14 protein-coding genes are annotated in these 17,322 nt (G+C 43.3%); 12 read left to right on the top strand and 2 right to left on the bottom strand.

The window, feature by feature from the left end; all coding sequences use genetic code 11:
- Window positions 1-33 precede the first annotated feature (33 nt).
- From BT147_RS10770 to BT147_RS10730, 9 genes are all read left to right on the top strand, one after another.
- Window positions 34-3,471 carry a DNA polymerase III subunit alpha gene (locus BT147_RS10770; protein ID WP_072334922.1) on the top strand — a complete coding sequence of 1,146 codons (3,438 nt, stop codon included), beginning with the start codon at window positions 34-36 and terminating at the stop codon, window positions 3,469-3,471.
- A gap of 118 nt (window positions 3,472-3,589) precedes the next feature.
- Window positions 3,590-4,822 carry an NAD(P)-dependent malic enzyme gene (locus BT147_RS10765; protein ID WP_072334919.1) on the top strand — a complete coding sequence of 411 codons (1,233 nt, stop codon included), beginning with the start codon at window positions 3,590-3,592 and terminating at the stop codon, window positions 4,820-4,822.
- 48 nt (window positions 4,823-4,870) lie between these two features.
- Window positions 4,871-5,566: a FadR/GntR family transcriptional regulator gene (locus BT147_RS10760; protein ID WP_072334916.1), complete on the top strand. Its 696-nt coding sequence runs from the start codon at window positions 4,871-4,873 to the stop codon at window positions 5,564-5,566.
- 28 nt (window positions 5,567-5,594) lie between these two features.
- Window positions 5,595-6,446 carry an acetyl-CoA carboxylase, carboxyltransferase subunit beta gene (gene accD, locus BT147_RS10755; RefSeq protein ID WP_072334913.1) on the top strand — a complete coding sequence of 284 codons (852 nt, stop codon included), beginning with the start codon at window positions 5,595-5,597 and terminating at the stop codon, window positions 6,444-6,446.
- 5 nt (window positions 6,447-6,451) lie between these two features.
- Window positions 6,452-7,429 carry an acetyl-CoA carboxylase carboxyltransferase subunit alpha gene (locus BT147_RS10750; RefSeq protein WP_072334910.1) on the top strand — a complete coding sequence of 326 codons (978 nt, stop codon included), beginning with the start codon at window positions 6,452-6,454 and terminating at the stop codon, window positions 7,427-7,429.
- 78 nt (window positions 7,430-7,507) lie between these two features.
- Window positions 7,508-8,467: a 6-phosphofructokinase gene (pfkA, locus tag BT147_RS10745; protein WP_072334907.1), complete on the top strand. Its 960-nt coding sequence runs from the start codon at window positions 7,508-7,510 to the stop codon at window positions 8,465-8,467.
- Window positions 8,468-8,496: 29 nt separating this feature from the next.
- The gene (gene pyk, locus BT147_RS10740; RefSeq protein WP_072334904.1) at window positions 8,497-10,257 is read left to right on the top strand and encodes a pyruvate kinase; all 1,761 of its coding nucleotides are present in this window, start codon (window positions 8,497-8,499) and stop codon (window positions 10,255-10,257) included.
- Between the two features lie 331 nt (window positions 10,258-10,588).
- Window positions 10,589-11,029, top strand: coding sequence for an acyl-CoA thioesterase (locus BT147_RS10735; RefSeq protein WP_072334901.1), 441 nt, complete (start codon window positions 10,589-10,591; stop codon window positions 11,027-11,029).
- A 4-nt stretch (window positions 11,030-11,033) separates the two neighbouring features.
- Window positions 11,034-11,432, top strand: a complete 399-nt coding sequence (locus BT147_RS10730) for an FxsA family protein (protein ID WP_072334898.1) — start codon at window positions 11,034-11,036, stop codon at window positions 11,430-11,432.
- Window positions 11,433-11,526: 94 nt separating this feature from the next.
- On the opposite strand, the gene BT147_RS10725 is transcribed toward BT147_RS10730, so the two are convergent.
- Both BT147_RS10725 and ytvI read right to left on the bottom strand, forming a co-directional pair.
- Window positions 11,527-12,102, bottom strand: coding sequence for a hypothetical protein (locus tag BT147_RS10725; RefSeq protein ID WP_072334895.1), 576 nt, complete (start codon window positions 12,100-12,102; stop codon window positions 11,527-11,529).
- A gap of 209 nt (window positions 12,103-12,311) precedes the next feature.
- Window positions 12,312-13,436, bottom strand: a complete 1,125-nt coding sequence (gene ytvI, locus BT147_RS10720; RefSeq protein ID WP_072335053.1) for a sporulation integral membrane protein YtvI — start codon at window positions 13,434-13,436, stop codon at window positions 12,312-12,314.
- A 379-nt stretch (window positions 13,437-13,815) separates the two neighbouring features.
- Here ytvI and citZ point away from each other — a divergent pair, with 379 nt between their 5' ends.
- From citZ to mdh, 3 genes are all read left to right on the top strand, one after another.
- A complete protein-coding gene (citZ, locus tag BT147_RS10715; protein ID WP_143187983.1) occupies window positions 13,816-14,928 on the top strand; it encodes a citrate synthase in 1,113 nt (370 codons plus the stop codon).
- Window positions 14,929-15,013: 85 nt separating this feature from the next.
- Window positions 15,014-16,303 carry an NADP-dependent isocitrate dehydrogenase gene (icd, locus tag BT147_RS10710; protein ID WP_072334889.1) on the top strand — a complete coding sequence of 430 codons (1,290 nt, stop codon included), beginning with the start codon at window positions 15,014-15,016 and terminating at the stop codon, window positions 16,301-16,303.
- 28 nt (window positions 16,304-16,331) lie between these two features.
- Window positions 16,332-17,270 carry a malate dehydrogenase gene (gene mdh / locus BT147_RS10705; RefSeq protein ID WP_072334887.1) on the top strand — a complete coding sequence of 313 codons (939 nt, stop codon included), beginning with the start codon at window positions 16,332-16,334 and terminating at the stop codon, window positions 17,268-17,270.
- Window positions 17,271-17,322: the final 52 nt, after the last annotated feature.

The raw sequence follows: 17,322 nt of genomic DNA, 5'->3' as shown, positions 1-17,322 counted from the left end.
AATCATAAATGAAGACGAACGGAGGGGTGAAGGATGAAGGATGCATTTGTGCATCTGCACGTACATAGTGAGTATAGTTTGCTGGACGGAGCAGGCAAGATCGAACAGCTCATACAAACAGCCAAGGGGCATGGAATGAAGGCCCTAGCGATTACGGATCATGGGGCGATGTATGGAGTAATCCCTTTTTACCAGGCCTGTTTAGAAGCGGGGATTAAGCCGATTATCGGTTGTGAGATGTACATGAGCGAGAACTACCTAGAGAAACCGATGTTAAAAGAGCAGAAAATCTGCCATCAACTCCTGTTGGCAGAGTCAACGGAAGGATATCATAACCTCATTCGGCTTACGACAGAAGCGCATCTTCGCGGATTTCATTATAAACCCAGAATTGACCGATCGTTACTTCGCAAGTACCGGAACGGACTAATCGCGACTAGTTCCTGTTTAGGTGGGGAAATCCCCCAGGCCATTTTGCAAGATGATGATGCGAAGGCGCAGCGCTTGTTAGAAGAGTATGTGGATATCTTTGGGCGAGATCATTTTTTCCTAGAATTACAGGATCATCAAATATGGGAGCAACAAAAGGTAAATCAGAGACTGATTTCATGGGCGAACGAGTACGACCTAGGACTGATTGCGACCAATGATATTCATTATGTTCACCAAGATGATGATCAAGTTCATGACTGTTTGCTTTGTATTGGTACTGGCAAAAAAGTAGAAGATGAGAATCGATTACGATTTGCCAGCGATCAGTTTTATTTTAAGAGTGCGGAAGAGATGATTAGGCAGTTTAGCCATGTGCCAGAAGCCATCGCGAATACGGTGAAGATCGCCGAGCGGTGCGATGTGGAGATTTCCTTTGGAGAGCGATTGCTTCCTGAGTTTCCTCTTCCACAAGGGGTAAATAGCAGTGAATATTTGCGGACCATTGGTGAGAAAGGTGCACGGAAAAGATATGGAGAGCTGACAGATGAGATCAAGCAGCGACTTCAATATGAGCTTGATGTGATTGATCAGATGGGCTTTGCTGATTACTTCTTGGTGGTATGGGATTTGGTTTCCTTTGCCCATCGAAACCAAATTGCAATTGGCCCGGGTCGGGGATCTGCGGCAGGTAGTTTGGTGTCATACGTACTTGAGATTACGGATGTAGACCCAGTTAAGTATCAATTACTTTTCGAGCGCTTCCTAAATCCTGAACGGATCAGTATGCCGGATATTGATATTGATATATGTTATGAACGGCGAGAAGAAGTGATACGGTATGTGACGGAGAAATATGGAAATGATCGAGTCGCGCAGATTATCACATTTGGGACGATGGCTCCCCGTGCGGCGATTCGTGATTTGGGTAGGGTTTTAAACTTTCCGTACCAAGAAGTAGATCGAATGGCGAAGTTGATTCCCGGGAACCCAGGTATGACTTTAAAACGTGCCTTTCAGCTAGAGCCTAAATTAGAAGAGATATATCAATCGAATCCGCAAATGGCACAGTTAGTAGATTATGCGAGACGAATCGAAGGGATTCCAAGGCATACCTCTACACATGCGGCCGGGGTTGTTATGTCCAAAACGCCGTTGACAGATTGGGTTCCTTTGCAAGAGGGTGCAGATGGAGTATCGCTGACTCAGTATGCGATGGAGGCATTGGAGCAGATCGGGCTACTTAAGATGGACTTTCTTGGACTGCGCAATCTGAGTGTTATTGAAAAAGCAATTGAGATGATTCGGCGTGATCAAGGGGTGCAGGTATCTTTTGAGGATTGTGATTATCAAGATAAGGCTACCTATCGACTATTGGCAAAAGGCGAAACGACCGGGGTCTTTCAATTAGAGTCCAGCGGAATTCGCAAGGTTCTTCGTGAGCTAAAGCCGAATCACTTCGAGGATATTGTAGCGGTTCTGGCTCTATATAGACCGGGTCCGATGGAGCAAATCCCGCGGTATACTCGTGCTAAGCATGGGCTGGAATCTGTTTCGTATCCTCACCCGGCATTGCGAGAAATATTGCGCCCCACTTACGGAATTATTGTATACCAGGAGCAAATTATGCAGATAGCTGCGACGTTGGCTGGCTTTTCTTTGGGACAAGCGGATATACTGCGTCGTGCGGTATCGAAGAAGAAGAAAGAGCTACTGGATGAACAGAGGAAGGCATTTACCCAGGGGTGTGTCGAAAATGGCTTTGAAGAAGAGGTAGGCCATCAAATCTACGACCTCATCGTTCGTTTTGCTGATTATGGATTTAACCGAAGCCATGCGGTTGCGTATGCCGTCCTAGCCTACCAAACGGCTTATTTGAAGGCGAATTACCCGCAAGCATATCTAGCGGCTCAGCTATCCACGATGATGGGGAATCAAGGGAAAGTAGCCGAATATATGGAGGAAGCCAAACGAATGGGTGTCTCAGTCCTTCCACCTGATATTCAGCATAGCCGCCATCATTTTACGATTGAGGGAAATCAGATACGTTTTGGGCTAGCTGCTATTAAAAACATCGGAATACAGGCGATTGATGTGATTCTACAGGCAAGGGAGAAAGGGCCCTTTGTAGATCTTCGCGACTTCTGTCGACGGATTGATTTGCGGATCTGCAATCGACGTGTATTGGAGTCGTTGATTTTATGCGGCGCTACTGAATCGTTGCCCGGACATCGCGCGAGTCAAAAAGAGATGTTGGAAGAGGTATTAGAGAAGACATCCATGGCCCAAAAGTGGGGATTAGAAGATCAAATCGATCTATTTAAAGATAGTGAAGATCTTTTTTTCGAAGAGCCATTAACCCGCAATTATGAAGAAGAGATTACCCCTTATTCATCTAGAGAGAGGATTCAGTTAGAGAAAGAATATCTAGGTTTGTTCCTTTCGGGGCATCCTTTAGATGAATATCAGTCGCGATATCAAGGACAGATTACGCATCGAATTCATCAGTTGGAGGAGATAACGGACGGAGCGTCGATTGTACTGGCGGGGATTGTGATTCATATCAAATCGATACTCACGAAAAAAGGAGACCCGATGGCTTTTGTTGAGTTAGAAGACCAATCAGGTACGATTGAAGTGGTTGTTTTCCCGAACACGTATCGGCGAGCTCGATCTTTTCTCCAAGAAGAGCAACCCCTGCTCATTAAAGGTGTATACCAAGGTAACGATGAAAGTGGGAAGTGTATTGCTAATCAAATAATCCAATTGGATGAATCGAATCAGCCGGCTGGGTATAGAGCAGATCAACAAGTACAAATTTTTATCCGCACTTACCAAGAGACATCTGATATTTTGTATGCATTAAAGCTGATCTTAAAAGAAAACGTTGGAAAAACGCCTGTCCAATTAGTGTATGAACGAACGAAAAAGGGTCATGCTCTCCCCGTTCAATTGTATGGCGTAAATACAACTCTTCGGTTTCAACAGGAAGTGGAAGCACTACTTGGTGACGGATCTGTTCGGATCAGTGTATATAATTAGAGGAATAAACGGTATGTTCTCTTTTACCCCATAACGCAATTTTGGTATAATGTCTCTTATTGGTGGTCAGACCACTGGTAAGAGAGATAGAAGCGTAGAGGTAGAGGAGAGATCAGGTTTGTCCAGTTTAAAAGAAGCGTCACTCGAGATGCATCGAAAACATCAAGGGAAGTTAGAGGTACAATCCAAAGTTCCAGTTGAAACTTCCTATGATTTAAGCCTGGCTTATTCTCCAGGGGTAGCTGAGCCTTGTCGTGAGATACATGTAGATCCAGATAAGGTATACGACTACACGATGAAAGGCAACTTAGTAGCAGTTGTATCAGATGGAACGGCTGTACTTGGCTTAGGAAATATTGGCCCTGAAGCGGCTCTGCCTGTTATGGAGGGAAAAGCACTCCTTTTTAAATCGTTTGCAGGTGTGGATGCATTTCCTCTATGCCTAGATACAACGGATGTAGAAGAAATTGTAAAAACAGTAAAGATGCTGGCTCCCACTTTTGGTGGTGTAAATCTAGAAGATATCGCGGCACCGAATTGCTTCCAAATTGAAGAACGTTTGCAAGAAGAAGTGGAGATTCCTGTGTTTCATGATGACCAACACGGGACGGCCATTGTTACATTGGCGGGATTAATCAATGCTTGCAAAGTGGTAGATAAGAAACTTTCTGAGGTTCGAGTGGTGACAAGTGGTGCAGGAGCCGCTGGAATCGCGATTATTAAATTATTGATTCGTTTAGGTGTACAAGATGTCATTATGTGTGATAGTAAGGGAATTATTTACGAAGGACGTCCTCAGGGAATGAACTCGATGAAAGAAGAGATTGCAAGGGTAACGAATCGCTCTGGATTGACTGGGGATCTAGCTACCGCGATGAAAGATGCGGATGTCTTTATCGGTATCTCTGTGGCCGGAATGGTTACACAGGAGATGGTGCGCTCAATGAATCGCGATCCGATTATCTTTGCGATGGCAAACCCAACACCTGAAATCATGCCAGAGGAGGCTTACCAAGCTGGTGCGAGGGTAGTGGGGACGGGACGCTCTGATTATCCAAATCAGGTTAATAATGTATTGGCTTTTCCAGGTATTTTTCGAGGGGCGTTAGATGTGCGAGCAAAACGGATTAACGAAGCGATGAAAGTGGCCGCGGCATATGCGATATCTGACCTTGTCTCCCCAGAAGAATTATCGGCAGAAAAAGTGATTCCAGATGCACTCGACCCTAGGGTTTCAGCTAAAGTAGCGGCTGAGGTTGCCAGAGCTGCCATTGAATCAGGTGTGGCACGGATAGAGCTAAATCCGGATGTCATTTATGAGCGAACACTACAGCTTACTGAGCGGAAATAGGCTACAATAATGATCAAGACATCTTTGTTTGTTAGGAGAGCACATAGGATGAAGGATGTAAGTTCGAATAAATTCCATAGCATCTTAAATAGTATCCATCAATTAATCAAAGCGGATGGTCTATCTACAGGTGATCGCCTTCCTTCTGAACGAGAGTTGTCTGAGCGACTACAAGTTGGGCGTTCTACAGTACGAGAGGCATTGCGTTCTCTTGAACTGTTAGGGATCATTTCGACCAGACGGGGTGAAGGAACGTTCTTGGAGTCATCTCAGTCGAATCAGATTGTAGAGTTATTGGCCAAATATATTTTGCAAGGACATCAGGTACTGGAGAATTTATTAGAGACACGCGTTCTTTTAGAGATGGGGGCTGTCTGGCTATTATGCGATCGCATGAAGGAAGAAGATCTAGCCGAATTACGTGAGGTGAATGATCAGCTTTTGCATGTAGAGAAGCTCGAGCAGGTTGTACAACTCGATTCCACTTTTCATGAGCGCCTCGTGTATTTATCCCGAAATCATTTATTAATTCGTATCTGGCAGGAGATCATGCAGTTTTTACATACACAGCCTGCTGTTTTATCATTATCAAAGGTAACGGGTGCTCAAACATTATGGGACGAGCATAAGAAGCTACTTACAGCGATTCGTGAGCGCGATATGGTCCAGTCTCTATCACTGATGAAAGAACATTTCAGTCCATCCGTGTTTCAAACGGTTGAATCGCAGAGCAATCCAGTATAGATGAATTTATCGAATGAGGTGATCCCACTTGCTTAAGGATCTATTTCGCAAACAAAAAAAATATGCCACTATTCCTACAGAAGCTACTAAAAATCAGGTCCCAGAAGGGATCATGCAAAAGTGCCCTACTTGTGGAACGATTCTTCTTTCAAAGGAAGTAGAGAAAAACGAGAAGGTATGTAAAGTATGTGGCTATCACTTTACGATGACAGCACCAGAGAGAATTCAATCACTAGTAGATGATGGACGATTTTTTGAGTATGATTCTGACTTGATTTCAGTTGATCCCCTACAATTTCCAGATTATCAGAAGAAAATTAAGCAGGATATGGATAAAACCGATCTGAAAGAAGCGATTATCACAGGTGAAGGTACGATGGATGGTTATCCTGTCATTCTCGGTGTGATGGACCCTAGGTTCCGGATGGGGAGCATGGGCTCAGTAGTAGGGGAAAAGATTGCCCGTGCAGCAGAGCGTGCTATTCAGAAGAAATTTCCATTTATCCTCTTCTCTGCTTCTGGAGGAGCTCGTATGCAGGAGGGAGCGCTTTCGCTTATGCAGATGGCGAAAACGAGTGCGGCTCTTCAAAAGATGAATCGAAACCAGGTTCTGTTTGTCTCCGTCTTAACAAACCCAACTACAGGCGGGGTATCTGCCAGTTTTTCTTCTTTAGGGGATATTAATATTGCGGAGCCGGGGGCATTAATCGGGTTTGCTGGGCGACGTGTTATCGAACAGACTGTGCGCCAAAAACTTCCAGATGACTTTCAGACATCGGAGTTTTTATTAAAGCATGGACAACTGGATTTAGTTGTCCCGAGGCTTGAACTACGTGATACGCTTGTAAAAATCCTTGAACTTCATACTACTAGGGGGTGACTGCGATGGGTAATTATCTACCATTTGAGAAGCCAATTTTAGAGCTTAGGCAAAAAATTGATGAATTGAAAGCATTTACAAAGGAAAAAGACATTGATTTTAGCTCAGAGATTGATACACTTGAAGCGAAAGCAAAACATCTTGAAACGGAGATCTATGGAAATCTGACAACTTGGCAGAAAGTACAAATTGCTCGTCATGCATCACGCCCAACGAGTGTGCATTATATCCAAGAGGTTTTCCAAGATTTTATTGAGTTGCATGGGGATCGCCATCATGGTGATGACTCCGCGATCATAGGAGGAATCGGGAAGCTGAATGGGATTCCTGTAACCGTGATCGCGCAAGAGCGAGGCAAAGATACAAAAGATAAGATTGCCCGAAACTTTGGCTTACCTCATCCAGAAGGATATCGAAAAGCATTGCGCCTCATGCAACAAGCTAATAAATTCGGTCGTCCTATTATTACGTTTATTGATACCCAAGGCGCTCATCCAGGTATTGAAGCAGAGGAACGTGGACAGAGTGAGGCCATTGCTCGAAACTTGCGGGAGATGGCAGGCTTTGAAGTTCCGATCATCTGTGTGGTCACGGGTGAAGGCGGTAGTGGTGGGGCACTCGGAATCGGTGTAGGTAATCGTCTCTTGATGCTAGAGCATGCTTATTACTCTGTCATTTCTCCCGAAGGGGCTGCAGCCATTTTGTGGCGAGATGCTACGAAAGCGCAAGAAGCAGCAGAGGCACTCAAAATTACAGCACAAGATCTCCAGAAACTCGGGATTGTCGATGAGATTATTTTAGAGCCTAAAGGTGGGGCACATCGTAATCCTCAGCTAATGGCTCAAACGATTCAACATATCTTATGTAAGCATTTAAATGAACTCTTACCACTTAGCCAGTCGGAATTAGTGGAAGACCGTTACCAAAAGTTCTCGAAAATCGGGCAGTTTTCTACTGCTGCTGTATTTGAGGGAAGCCGGTAACGGTTTCTCTTTTTATAGTATATGGACGTAATTTGTCCCTGTGGGATGGGAAATGCTTTCGATGAGGAGTGAAAAAGAATGAAACGGATTGCGGTTCTAACAAGTGGTGGAGATGCTCCCGGGATGAACGCTGCTATTCGTGCAGTTGTACGGAATGGGATCTATCATGGACTACATGTAGTTGGTGTATATCGAGGCTACACAGGACTTATACAAGGCGATTTTAAAGAGCTTTCGGTTGGCTCGGTAGGGGATGTGATTCAACGGGGTGGGACCATTTTATATAGTGCTCGTTGTGATGAATTTCGTACAGAAGAGGGACGACTGAAGGCTGTAGAGCAATTACGTAAACATCAAATTGATGGGCTTATTACGATCGGTGGAGATGGAACGTTCCAAGGTGCTAAGAAGCTAACTGAACTTGGGTTTCCAACCATTGGTGTTCCAGGTACAATTGACAATGATATAAATGGTACTGATTATACGATTGGATTCGATACAGCGATTAATACAGTGATAGATGCAATCGACCGTATTCGTGATACTGCTACTTCGCACGAACGGACTTATATTGTGGAAGTGATGGGTCGAGATGCAGGTGATATTGCCTTACTAGCCGGCTTAGCCGGCGGTGCAGAGTCCATCTTGATTCCAGAAGTAAACTCAAGTTTAGATGAAATCATTGCTCGTCTGAAGCACGGTGCAGATCGAGGGAAAAAACATAGTATCATCATCGTTGCAGAAGGTGTTGGCAGTGCTGTTGATATAGGACGCCAAGTCCAAAAAGCGACTGGTTTTGAAACACGTATTACGGTATTAGGCCATGTGCAGCGTGGGGGTACTCCGACCGCTTTCGATCGAGTGTTAGCTAGCCGTATGGGAGCAAAGGCGGTTGATCTTTTATTAAGCGGGAAGAAAGATATGATGGTTGCGATTCGGAATAATGAAGTGCTCGGAATTGATTTTGATGAGGCAAACAGTCAGAAGCATCATCTTGATTTATCGAATCATCATTTGGCAAGTATATTATCGATATAATGATGGACAGGGAAGGAAGGAACTCATCTATGCGAAAAACAAAAATAGTATGTACGATCGGTCCAGCCAGTGAAGAAGTCTCGATTCTTCGTCAGCTAATTCAGCAAGGTATGAATGTGGCTCGGTTAAACTTTTCCCATGGTTCCCATGAGGAGCACGGAGGTCGGATTCGTAATATCCGTCAAGCGGCCGAAGAAGAAGGACAAACCGTTGCAATCCTACTGGATACCAAGGGTCCGGAGATTCGTACAAAGGATCTCTTGGTCCCCGAAGTGGAATTAAAAGCGGAAGAAACGTTTGTCTTAACCACAGAAGACATCCTTGGTGACGAGAAAAAAGTAGCGGTTACGTATGATCAGTTACCGAACGATGTAAAGCCAGGCACAACCATTCTGATTGATGATGGCTTGATTGGACTTGAAGTAAAAGAAGTAACAGGCACAGATATCATATGTAGTATTACAAATGGTGGCGTTCTAAAAAATAAAAAAGGGGTTAATATCCCAGGGATCAAAATCAATCTACCAGGTATTACCGAGAAAGATGCGGCAGACATTCAATTCGGCATAGAGCAGGGTGTTGATTTTATTGCAGCATCATTCATTCGAAAACCCGAAGACGTTTTAGATATTCGGAAGATCTTGGAGAAACAGCAATCTGACATTCAAATCATCTCTAAAATTGAGAACCAAGAGGGTTTAGATAACATCGATGGAATTTTGAAGGTATCCGATGGCTTGATGGTAGCTCGTGGAGATCTTGGAGTAGAAATTCCGACTGAAGAAGTGCCGATTGCGCAAAAGGAACTGATTCGTAAATGTAACTTACTAGGAAAACCAGTTATTACCGCTACCCAGATGTTGGATTCAATGCAGCGCAACCCACGTCCTACACGAGCAGAGGCAAGTGACGTAGCGAATGCAATCTTTGACGGAACGGACGCGATCATGCTATCAGGCGAAACAGCGGCAGGTCGTTATCCAGTAGAAGCAGTACGCACTATGGCTACGATTGCGAAGAAAGCAGAATCGACTCTCCCGTATAAAGAGTTGTTGAAGAAGATGCAACGAGATACCGATCTCAGCATCACCGATTCAATCGGGCAAGCAGTGGTTTACACTTCGCACTCATTGGATTGCTCTGCGATTATCACAGCAACTGAGCGTGGCTATACTGCACGTATGATTTCCAAGTATCGTCCAAGTGTACCTATTATTGCAGTAACGCCTCATAAAGATGTACAAAGAAAATTACAGCTCATCCACGGGGTTTATCCTATTTGTGGTAATATCTGTGGTAATACCGATGAAATGTTCCAATCTGCCGTACAATCTTCTCTTGCTTCAGGCTTTATCAAAGAAGGCAACTTGGTTATCATTACAGCCGGTGTGCCAGTAGGAAAATCGGGAACAACCAACCTGATGAAGATCTATGTAGCAGGTGGAGTTCTCCTTCAAGGACAGGGAATTGGGAAGAAAGTGGTTTCGGGTCCAGTCGTGGTAGGGAACACAGCGGACGAAATCAATCGAAAAATGGTAGATGGAGCAATTATCGTCACTCGTGGTACGGAGAAAGAGATGATCCCATCCTTTGAGCGTGCGGCCGCCGTCATTACCGAAGAAGGTGGACTTACTTCTCACGCCGCAGTTGTAGGGGTTAGTTTGGGAATCCCTGTGATAGTGGGTGTGGAGAACGCAGTGAATCAATTAAAGAGTGAGACGATTATTACCATTGACCCTTCACGTGGTTCGATTTACTCAGGACAAGCAGATATCATTCCAAAGGCATAAAATTAGAGCACTGGACTTATACCAGTGCTCTAAATGTATCTTATTTAGAAAAGACTGAGGCGTGGGAACACCCACCAACGAAGCTTTCTTTTTAATTTTCGCTTGCGAAACATGGTGTCAAACTCCTTTCTTTTTGTTTATCTATATTTTCTGTACACGAAGCAGGATTTTTTCTTTTTCGCTTATACTCATTATGTGAGTCCGGCAGAAGAAATATGTGTCGGCATTATCTTTTCACATTTGAGTGAGGTTGGCAAGCAGTTTTTTAGAGTTATAATAGCAACAAGCGATGTAAGCAATGACTGACAAGCAACGGGAGGTATCCTCTAATATGAACGCATCTAACTATGTATCACAGTCATCAATCCAGGTACGTTATCAAGAGACAGATCAGATGGGGGTTGTTTATCATTCGAATTATCTGGTTTGGTTTGAGATAGGACGTACTGCATATACCCATGATTTGGGGTATAGTTATCGGGAGCTGGAGAAGTTAGGGGTTATGCTTCCACTTATTGAGGTAAAAGCTAATTATCGTGCACCTGCACGTTATGATGATGAAGTGATTGTCTATACTACTTGTACAGAAGCTTCCGGAAGTCGGCTCATATTTGAATATGAGATAAAACGGAAACGAGACCAAGTATTGCTTACTACGGGACATAGTATTCATGTCTGGGTGAATAAAGAGATGAAACGCGTGAACATGAAAGAAAAGTTTCCTGATTTGTATGCTACGCTAGTTGCTTCAGCTACTCAAAAAAGGACGTGATCGAATGGTGAAACGCCTCTTCCTCCCTTTTATTTTGTTAGGGGTATTAGAAATATGGGGAATTGCCATCGTGGGTAACTGGATAGGTCCTCTTCCTACGGTCTTGTTGATTCTCTCGTCTGGCTTTCTGGGTTGGCATTATGCTCGTAGACAAGGACTCCAGACTCTTCAGGTGATTCGACTACGACTATCCAATCACGAAGTTCCAGGTGATGAAGTAATTGATGGTTTACTCATCCTTGTAGGTGGAATTCTGTTAATTATTCCAGGATTTTTGTCCGATATAATTGGAATTTTAATGATGACTCCCTATACTCGAGGGATGATGCGTCTATTGGTAAAATATACTTTTAAGACTCGTATTTCGAAGAGAATGGTAGTGTGGGGAACAAAGCGAAGGTAGTTGAATTGAGAATAAGATTTGTTGTTTAATCAATTATCAAACATTGGATTTCCTGGGGCAATAAATCTGCCCCTATTTCGATTTTTGTTTCTGATTACTGGCTTTCGTCAGGATTAGCTCGATTAAAAAGGTAATTTAGTAGATTTGTATATAAAGCCAATAGAAAAGATATCCTTGCTGAGGTGATTTCTACACCCGGGCTTATCATGAGGATGGAATGGATAATGAGCCAATCGATGGTGATGCTGACGGGAAATAGGAGCCAAATGTGAAGGTTGTCAAGAAAGGCTTGTAGGATAACACGAAAGGGAAGAAATAATAGAATGCTGGAACATGTAATTCCGATACAGATTGAAAAAGAAGCCATGATCATCATCTCAAAGTTGACGAAGTAGAGTCCTGAATATTGAATCCAAGATAGAATTTGAAAGAAAAGCAAAAAGGGGAGAGAAAAAAGGAACAGGACAAAAAGGAGTGCTAACGATGTAATAAGCGTGATACACATTTTTTCACACCATGAAGAATCTTTCTGAATCTGATCACCAGTAAGCGGACCTTTTTCCTCAGGCGCCTCACCATCAACCCATCGAGAAGAAAGTTCCCGTAATATATCCGCAACTATAAAAACGACTACAAATAAAATCGTAAAGTAAATGCTAAGGACCTGCATCGCTATTTCCTCCTGCCGCTCTCTCTTATTTCTTGACAGAAGTGATCTTGTTTCATCATCATTTTTATCAAAGCATGTATATTAGTATATATTCACAACATGTAAATGGTTTGTGTTATTGGATAAAAATATAGGAAAATGAATCGGAATTTAAATAGCAAATAGGCTCCCTACTATAGGAGAGCCTATTTGCTATTTATTACGACCTACTACGGGGAGGGCTGTTTATGGGTTTGATTCAATGGTGCCACAATATAATGATACACATCCTGAAACACCCTAGCCCGATAGAGAGCTAACATAACTACTGTTACAACGGGACCAATAATAAGCCCAGTAAAGCCAAATAATTGTAGTCCTACAAACAAAGCAATTAAAGTTAACAACGGATCCAGTCCTACATTACTAGCTACTAACTTAGGCTCTAATATCTGACGCGTAATCACGATAATCGCGTAAACTACGCTGAGTCCAATGGCAAGTTCTACGTCGCCAATCAGAAGCAGATAAATAATCCAAGGTATAACCACAGCGCCTACTCCTAGGTACGGCAGAAGATCTACAATCGTGATGACGACAGCTAAGGTAAAGGGATACTTGACCCCTAAAATTAACAGTCCAACAAGCATGATAAGTCCTGAGATGGAGATTAACGTTACTTGAGCTCGTACAAAGCCAAATAAAGCTTTCCGAATGTCTTCAAATACAAGGCCACCCGCACTTCGGACTTTCACAGGGATAAACTTGGTTGAGCGATTCTTTATCTTATGTAGATCCAAACTGATAAAAAAAGTAGCTAAGGTAACAAAGACGAGTACGGTTAGTAGAAATGGGAGGTTGCTTAGAAAGGTTCCGATTCCAGATAAGATATCAGTGATGGTTTGGGTAATCTTTACCGTAACTACGCCTAAATTTTCCCTTATGCTGTCTTCAATCCCTTTTTGGTGCGTCGGATTTTTAGCCAGATAGGTTTGAATCGTTTCCACAATCTTGTTCATACTCGACCCATCTCTAGAAAAGGGATCGAGTAATTGTTGTCCAAACTGATTTAGTATTTTAGGTAAGAAATCAGCAAGCTTAGCAAGCTCTTGAACCAGTTCGGCAACCAAGAAGATAATGGTAGAAATCACAATCGAGAGAAGGAATATTAACATAATCAAAACCCCAGCCCAGCGAGGGAGACGAATTCTACGCTCCAACCACCTTATAGAAGGTTCTAAGAAGATGGCAATCAACCAAGCGATGAGAAAGGGATATACCAAAGGTAGGGAGTAGGTAAGTGTTAAATAAACTCCGATTAAAATGAGTAGAACAACGAGGCTACGTAGTCCCACCTGCATCCATGGTCGTAATGTCAGAGGTCACACCTCCTAGAATTTAGAGATCTATTAGGATGATTATATCATTTCAAATGAGTACATTGACAGCTTTCTCACAAGGTGCGAAATGAAGGTGTTTATGTTACACTAATATCGTAAATGAATCGTCATGCACATAGAGGCACCATACACCGAGTTTTTTAGATTAATAAAATATTTCGCATCTGTAGGTAGGCTTTCCTCTTTATGTATAAGGCAACAATTATATAAAGTAATGATTGGCCTTCCTATATTTTGCTATTTTCATTTATAATCGAATTGACATCGCCTTCACTTGTGAATATAGAATGCATCGGTGCCTATATGCGTGTTAGACTGAATAAAGGAGCGATATATCATGGTTGCAAAAGGATTAGAAGGTGTTGTAGCACTTACTTCTGAAATCAGTTCCATTGTGGACGGAGTGCTTACTTACCGTGGATATGACATTGATGATTTAGCAGAGCATGCTACTTTTGAGGAGGTTGCGTACCTTCTGTGGAATGGTCGTTTACCTTCGAAGTCTGAATTAGAGCAATTGAAGCAAGAATTGGAAGCATATGCTACTTTGCCTGAGGAGTTACTTAAGCAGTATAAGTCATGGCCTCTAGATGGACATCCAATGAATTTCCTACGTACGGCAGTTTCTGCTTTATCCTTATACGATGAAGAGACAGAAGACAATAGTCACTATGCAAACTATCGTAAATCCGTTCGATTAACCGCTCAACTACCTGTCATTGTAGCAGCATTTGCTCGTCTTCGTGCTGGAAATGAACCAGTAGCTCCTAAGCCTGGTTTAAGCTTTGCGGCAAACTTTCTCTATATGTTGAATGGAGAAGTGCCATCAGACGTTGCAGCAAAAGCTTTTGATAAGGCTCTGGTGCTTCATGCTGACCATGAATTAAATGCTTCCACATTTGCAGCACGTGTGACAGCGGCTACCTTAACAGATATTTACTCAGATATCACTAGCGCGATCGGTGCACTCAAAGGGCCTCTTCATGGGGGAGCAAACGAGCAAGTGATGGAGATGCTAAAAGAGATTGAAAGCTTGGATCGTGTGGAAACCTATCTACAAACAAAATTTGATAACAAAGAAAAAATCATGGGCTTTGGACATCGTGTATATAAAGATGGAGACCCACGTGCAAAGCATTTAAGAGAGATGTCCCGCCAGCTGGGCGAGCAAATGGGAGAAACCCAATGGTATGAGATGTCTATCAAATTGGATGAGATCGTTGTATCGCAGAAGGGCATTTTACCAAATGTAGACTTCTACTCAGCAAGTGTATACAACTATCTCGGTATCCAAAGCGATATCTTTACACCGATCTTTGCGATTAGCCGCATTACAGGCTGGACAGCACATGCTCTAGAACAATACAGTAACAATCGCTTGATCCGCCCTCGTGCAGATTATACAGGTCTTGTAAATCAAAAATATGTACCAATTGAACAACGTTAATACCAATTAGGGGCAGTGGCAGGCGGCTGCTGTCCCGTTGGTTTCTTTTTATATATTCAGCGAACAAATGAAGGGGTGTAGCATCATGGCACAATATGTCCCACCAGTTGCTGGGGAAAAGATTACGATTCAAAACGGAAAATTACAAGTTCCAAACGTACCGGTTATCCCGTTTATTGAAGGGGACGGAATTGGTCCTGATATTTGGATAGCGGCGAAACGCGTATTAGATGCGGCTGTTGAAAAAGCGTACAAAGGTGACAAGCGTATCGCGTGGATGGAAGTGCTTGCTGGAGAGAAGGCACATAGTGCAGTAGGTACATGGCTTCCAGAAGAGACGCTCGATAGCGTTAGAGAATATCTAGTAGGGATTAAAGGACCGTTAACCACACCAGTAGGTGGCGGAATTCGGTCATTAAACGTGGCCCTACGCCAAGAATTAGATCTCTATGTCTGTCTCCGTCCCGTTCGTTATTTCGAAGGAGTACCTTCCCCTGTGAAGCATCCTGAAAATGTGGATATGGTGATCTTCCGTGAAAACTCAGAAGACATCTATGCTGGAATTGAATGGGAAGCTGAGTCAGATCAAGCGAAAAAGGTCATTTCCTTCTTGCAAGACGAATTAGGAGTGAAGAAAGTTCGCTTCCCAGAAACCTCTGGTATTGGAATTAAACCTGTATCCAAAGAGGGTACTGCCCGCCTTGTGAAATCTGCTATTGAATATGCGATTCAGCATAATCGTAAGTCTGTTACGCTCGTACATAAAGGAAATATCATGAAGTTTACAGAAGGCTTATTTAAGTCTCATGGCTATGAAGTGGCGGAGCGAGAGTTTGGCGACAAAGTGTTTACTTGGGCACAGTATGATCGCATCAAAGAAGAACTAGGCTCAGGGGCAGCAAACGAAGCACAAGCGCAGGCAGAGGAAGCCGGCAAGATTATCGTAAAAGATGTGATTGCGGATGCCTTCTTGCAACAAATTCTAACTCGTCCGAAAGAGTATGATGTGATCGCCACTCTAAACCTGAACGGTGACTATGTTTCGGATGCGTTAGCTGCACAGGTAGGCGGTATTGGAATCGCTCCAGGTGCTAACATCAACTACGAGACAGGACATGCTATTTTTGAGGCAACTCACGGTACAGCCCCGAAGTATGCAGGTCTTGATAAAGTGAATCCAGGATCGGTTATCTTATCCGGTGTTCTCATGCTTGAATACATTGGGTGGCAAGAAGCCGCAGAACTGGTGTACAAAGGAATCGAAGAATCCATCTTGAATAAAACGGTCACCTATGACTTCGCACGTATGATGGATGGTGCAACCGAGGTAAAGTGTTCCGAGTTTGCTGATCATGTTATCAAAAACATGGCCTAAAAATAGATAATTTGAGAGGAGAAATCTCATGATTCGTCGTAAAAAAATTTCTGTGATTGGTGGCGGTTTTACAGGTGCTACAACCGCTCTCATGGTGGCACAAAAGGAACTGGGTGATGTAGTACTAGTTGACATCCCACAAGCAGAAAACCCAACAAAGGGAAAAGCGCTTGATATGTTTGAAGCAAGCCCAGTTCAAGGATTTGATGCAAAGATCACAGGAACAAGTAGCTATGAGGATACAAAAGATTCTGATCTTGTGATTATTACCGCAGGGATCGCTCGTAAGCCTGGTATGAGCCGTGACGATCTTGTAAATACCAATGCCAAAGTCATGCGTTCTGTTACAGAACAAATCGTAAAATACTCTCCAAACTGCATTATTCTTGTACTTACAAACCCAGTAGACGCGATGAGCTATGAAGTATTCCGTACATCTGGCTTCCCGAAAGAGCGTGTAATCGGCCAATCGGGCGTTTTAGATACAGCACGTTTCCGTAGCTTCGTAGCCGCAGAATTAAATGTATCTGTAGAAGACGTAACGGGCTTTGTTCTAGGTGGTCATGGGGATGACATGGTGCCACTCGTTCGCTACTCCTATGCAGGTGGAATTCCACTGGAGAAGTTGATCCCGCAAGACCGTCTGGATGCTATTGTAGAACGTACTCGTAAAGGTGGCGGAGAGATCGTAAACCTACTTGGTAACGGTAGTGCTTACTATGCTCCAGCAGCTGCCCTTACTCAAATGGCAGAGGCGATTTTAAAAGATAAGAAACGTATCCTGCCATCCATCGCTTATCTAGAGGGCGAATATGGTTATAACGATCTATACCTTGGGGTTCCAACTGTCTTAGGCGGTAGCGGAATTGAACGAGTCATTGAACTAGAATTAACAGACGATGAGAAGAAAGAGCTTGATAAGTCTGCTGACTCTGTTCGCAAAGTAATGCAAGTATTAAACGCTTAGTTATTGAAACGTAAAGACACACCCTTCATGTATAGGAGGGTGTGTCTTTACG

Origin of the sequence: Thermoactinomyces sp. DSM 45891, from assembly GCF_900119485.1 — a bacterium.
GTDB lineage: Bacteria > Bacillota > Bacilli > Thermoactinomycetales > Thermoactinomycetaceae > Baia.
The sequence above is the reverse complement of the archived record's forward strand: the minus strand, read 5'-3'. Positions and strand labels throughout refer to the sequence as shown.

Bases quoted from the DNA above. Each gene is read 5' to 3' on its own strand.
- pfkA (WP_072334907.1), top strand. From the start codon at position 7,508: ATGAAACGGATTGCGGTTCTAACAAGTGGTGGAGATGCTCCCGGGATG.
- BT147_RS10770 (WP_072334922.1), top strand. From the start codon at position 34: ATGAAGGATGCATTTGTGCATCTGCACGTACATAGTGAGTATAGTTTG.
- BT147_RS10725 (WP_072334895.1), bottom strand. From the start codon at position 12,102: ATGCAGGTCCTTAGCATTTACTTTACGATTTTATTTGTAGTCGTTTTT.
- BT147_RS10750 (WP_072334910.1), top strand. From the start codon at position 6,452: ATGGGTAATTATCTACCATTTGAGAAGCCAATTTTAGAGCTTAGGCAA.
- BT147_RS10760 (WP_072334916.1), top strand. From the start codon at position 4,871: ATGAAGGATGTAAGTTCGAATAAATTCCATAGCATCTTAAATAGTATC.
- BT147_RS10735 (WP_072334901.1), top strand. From the start codon at position 10,589: ATGAACGCATCTAACTATGTATCACAGTCATCAATCCAGGTACGTTAT.
- icd (WP_072334889.1), top strand. From the start codon at position 15,014: ATGGCACAATATGTCCCACCAGTTGCTGGGGAAAAGATTACGATTCAA.
- pyk (WP_072334904.1), top strand. From the start codon at position 8,497: ATGCGAAAAACAAAAATAGTATGTACGATCGGTCCAGCCAGTGAAGAA.
- mdh (WP_072334887.1), top strand. From the start codon at position 16,332: ATGATTCGTCGTAAAAAAATTTCTGTGATTGGTGGCGGTTTTACAGGT.
- BT147_RS10730 (WP_072334898.1), top strand. From the start codon at position 11,034: ATGGTGAAACGCCTCTTCCTCCCTTTTATTTTGTTAGGGGTATTAGAA.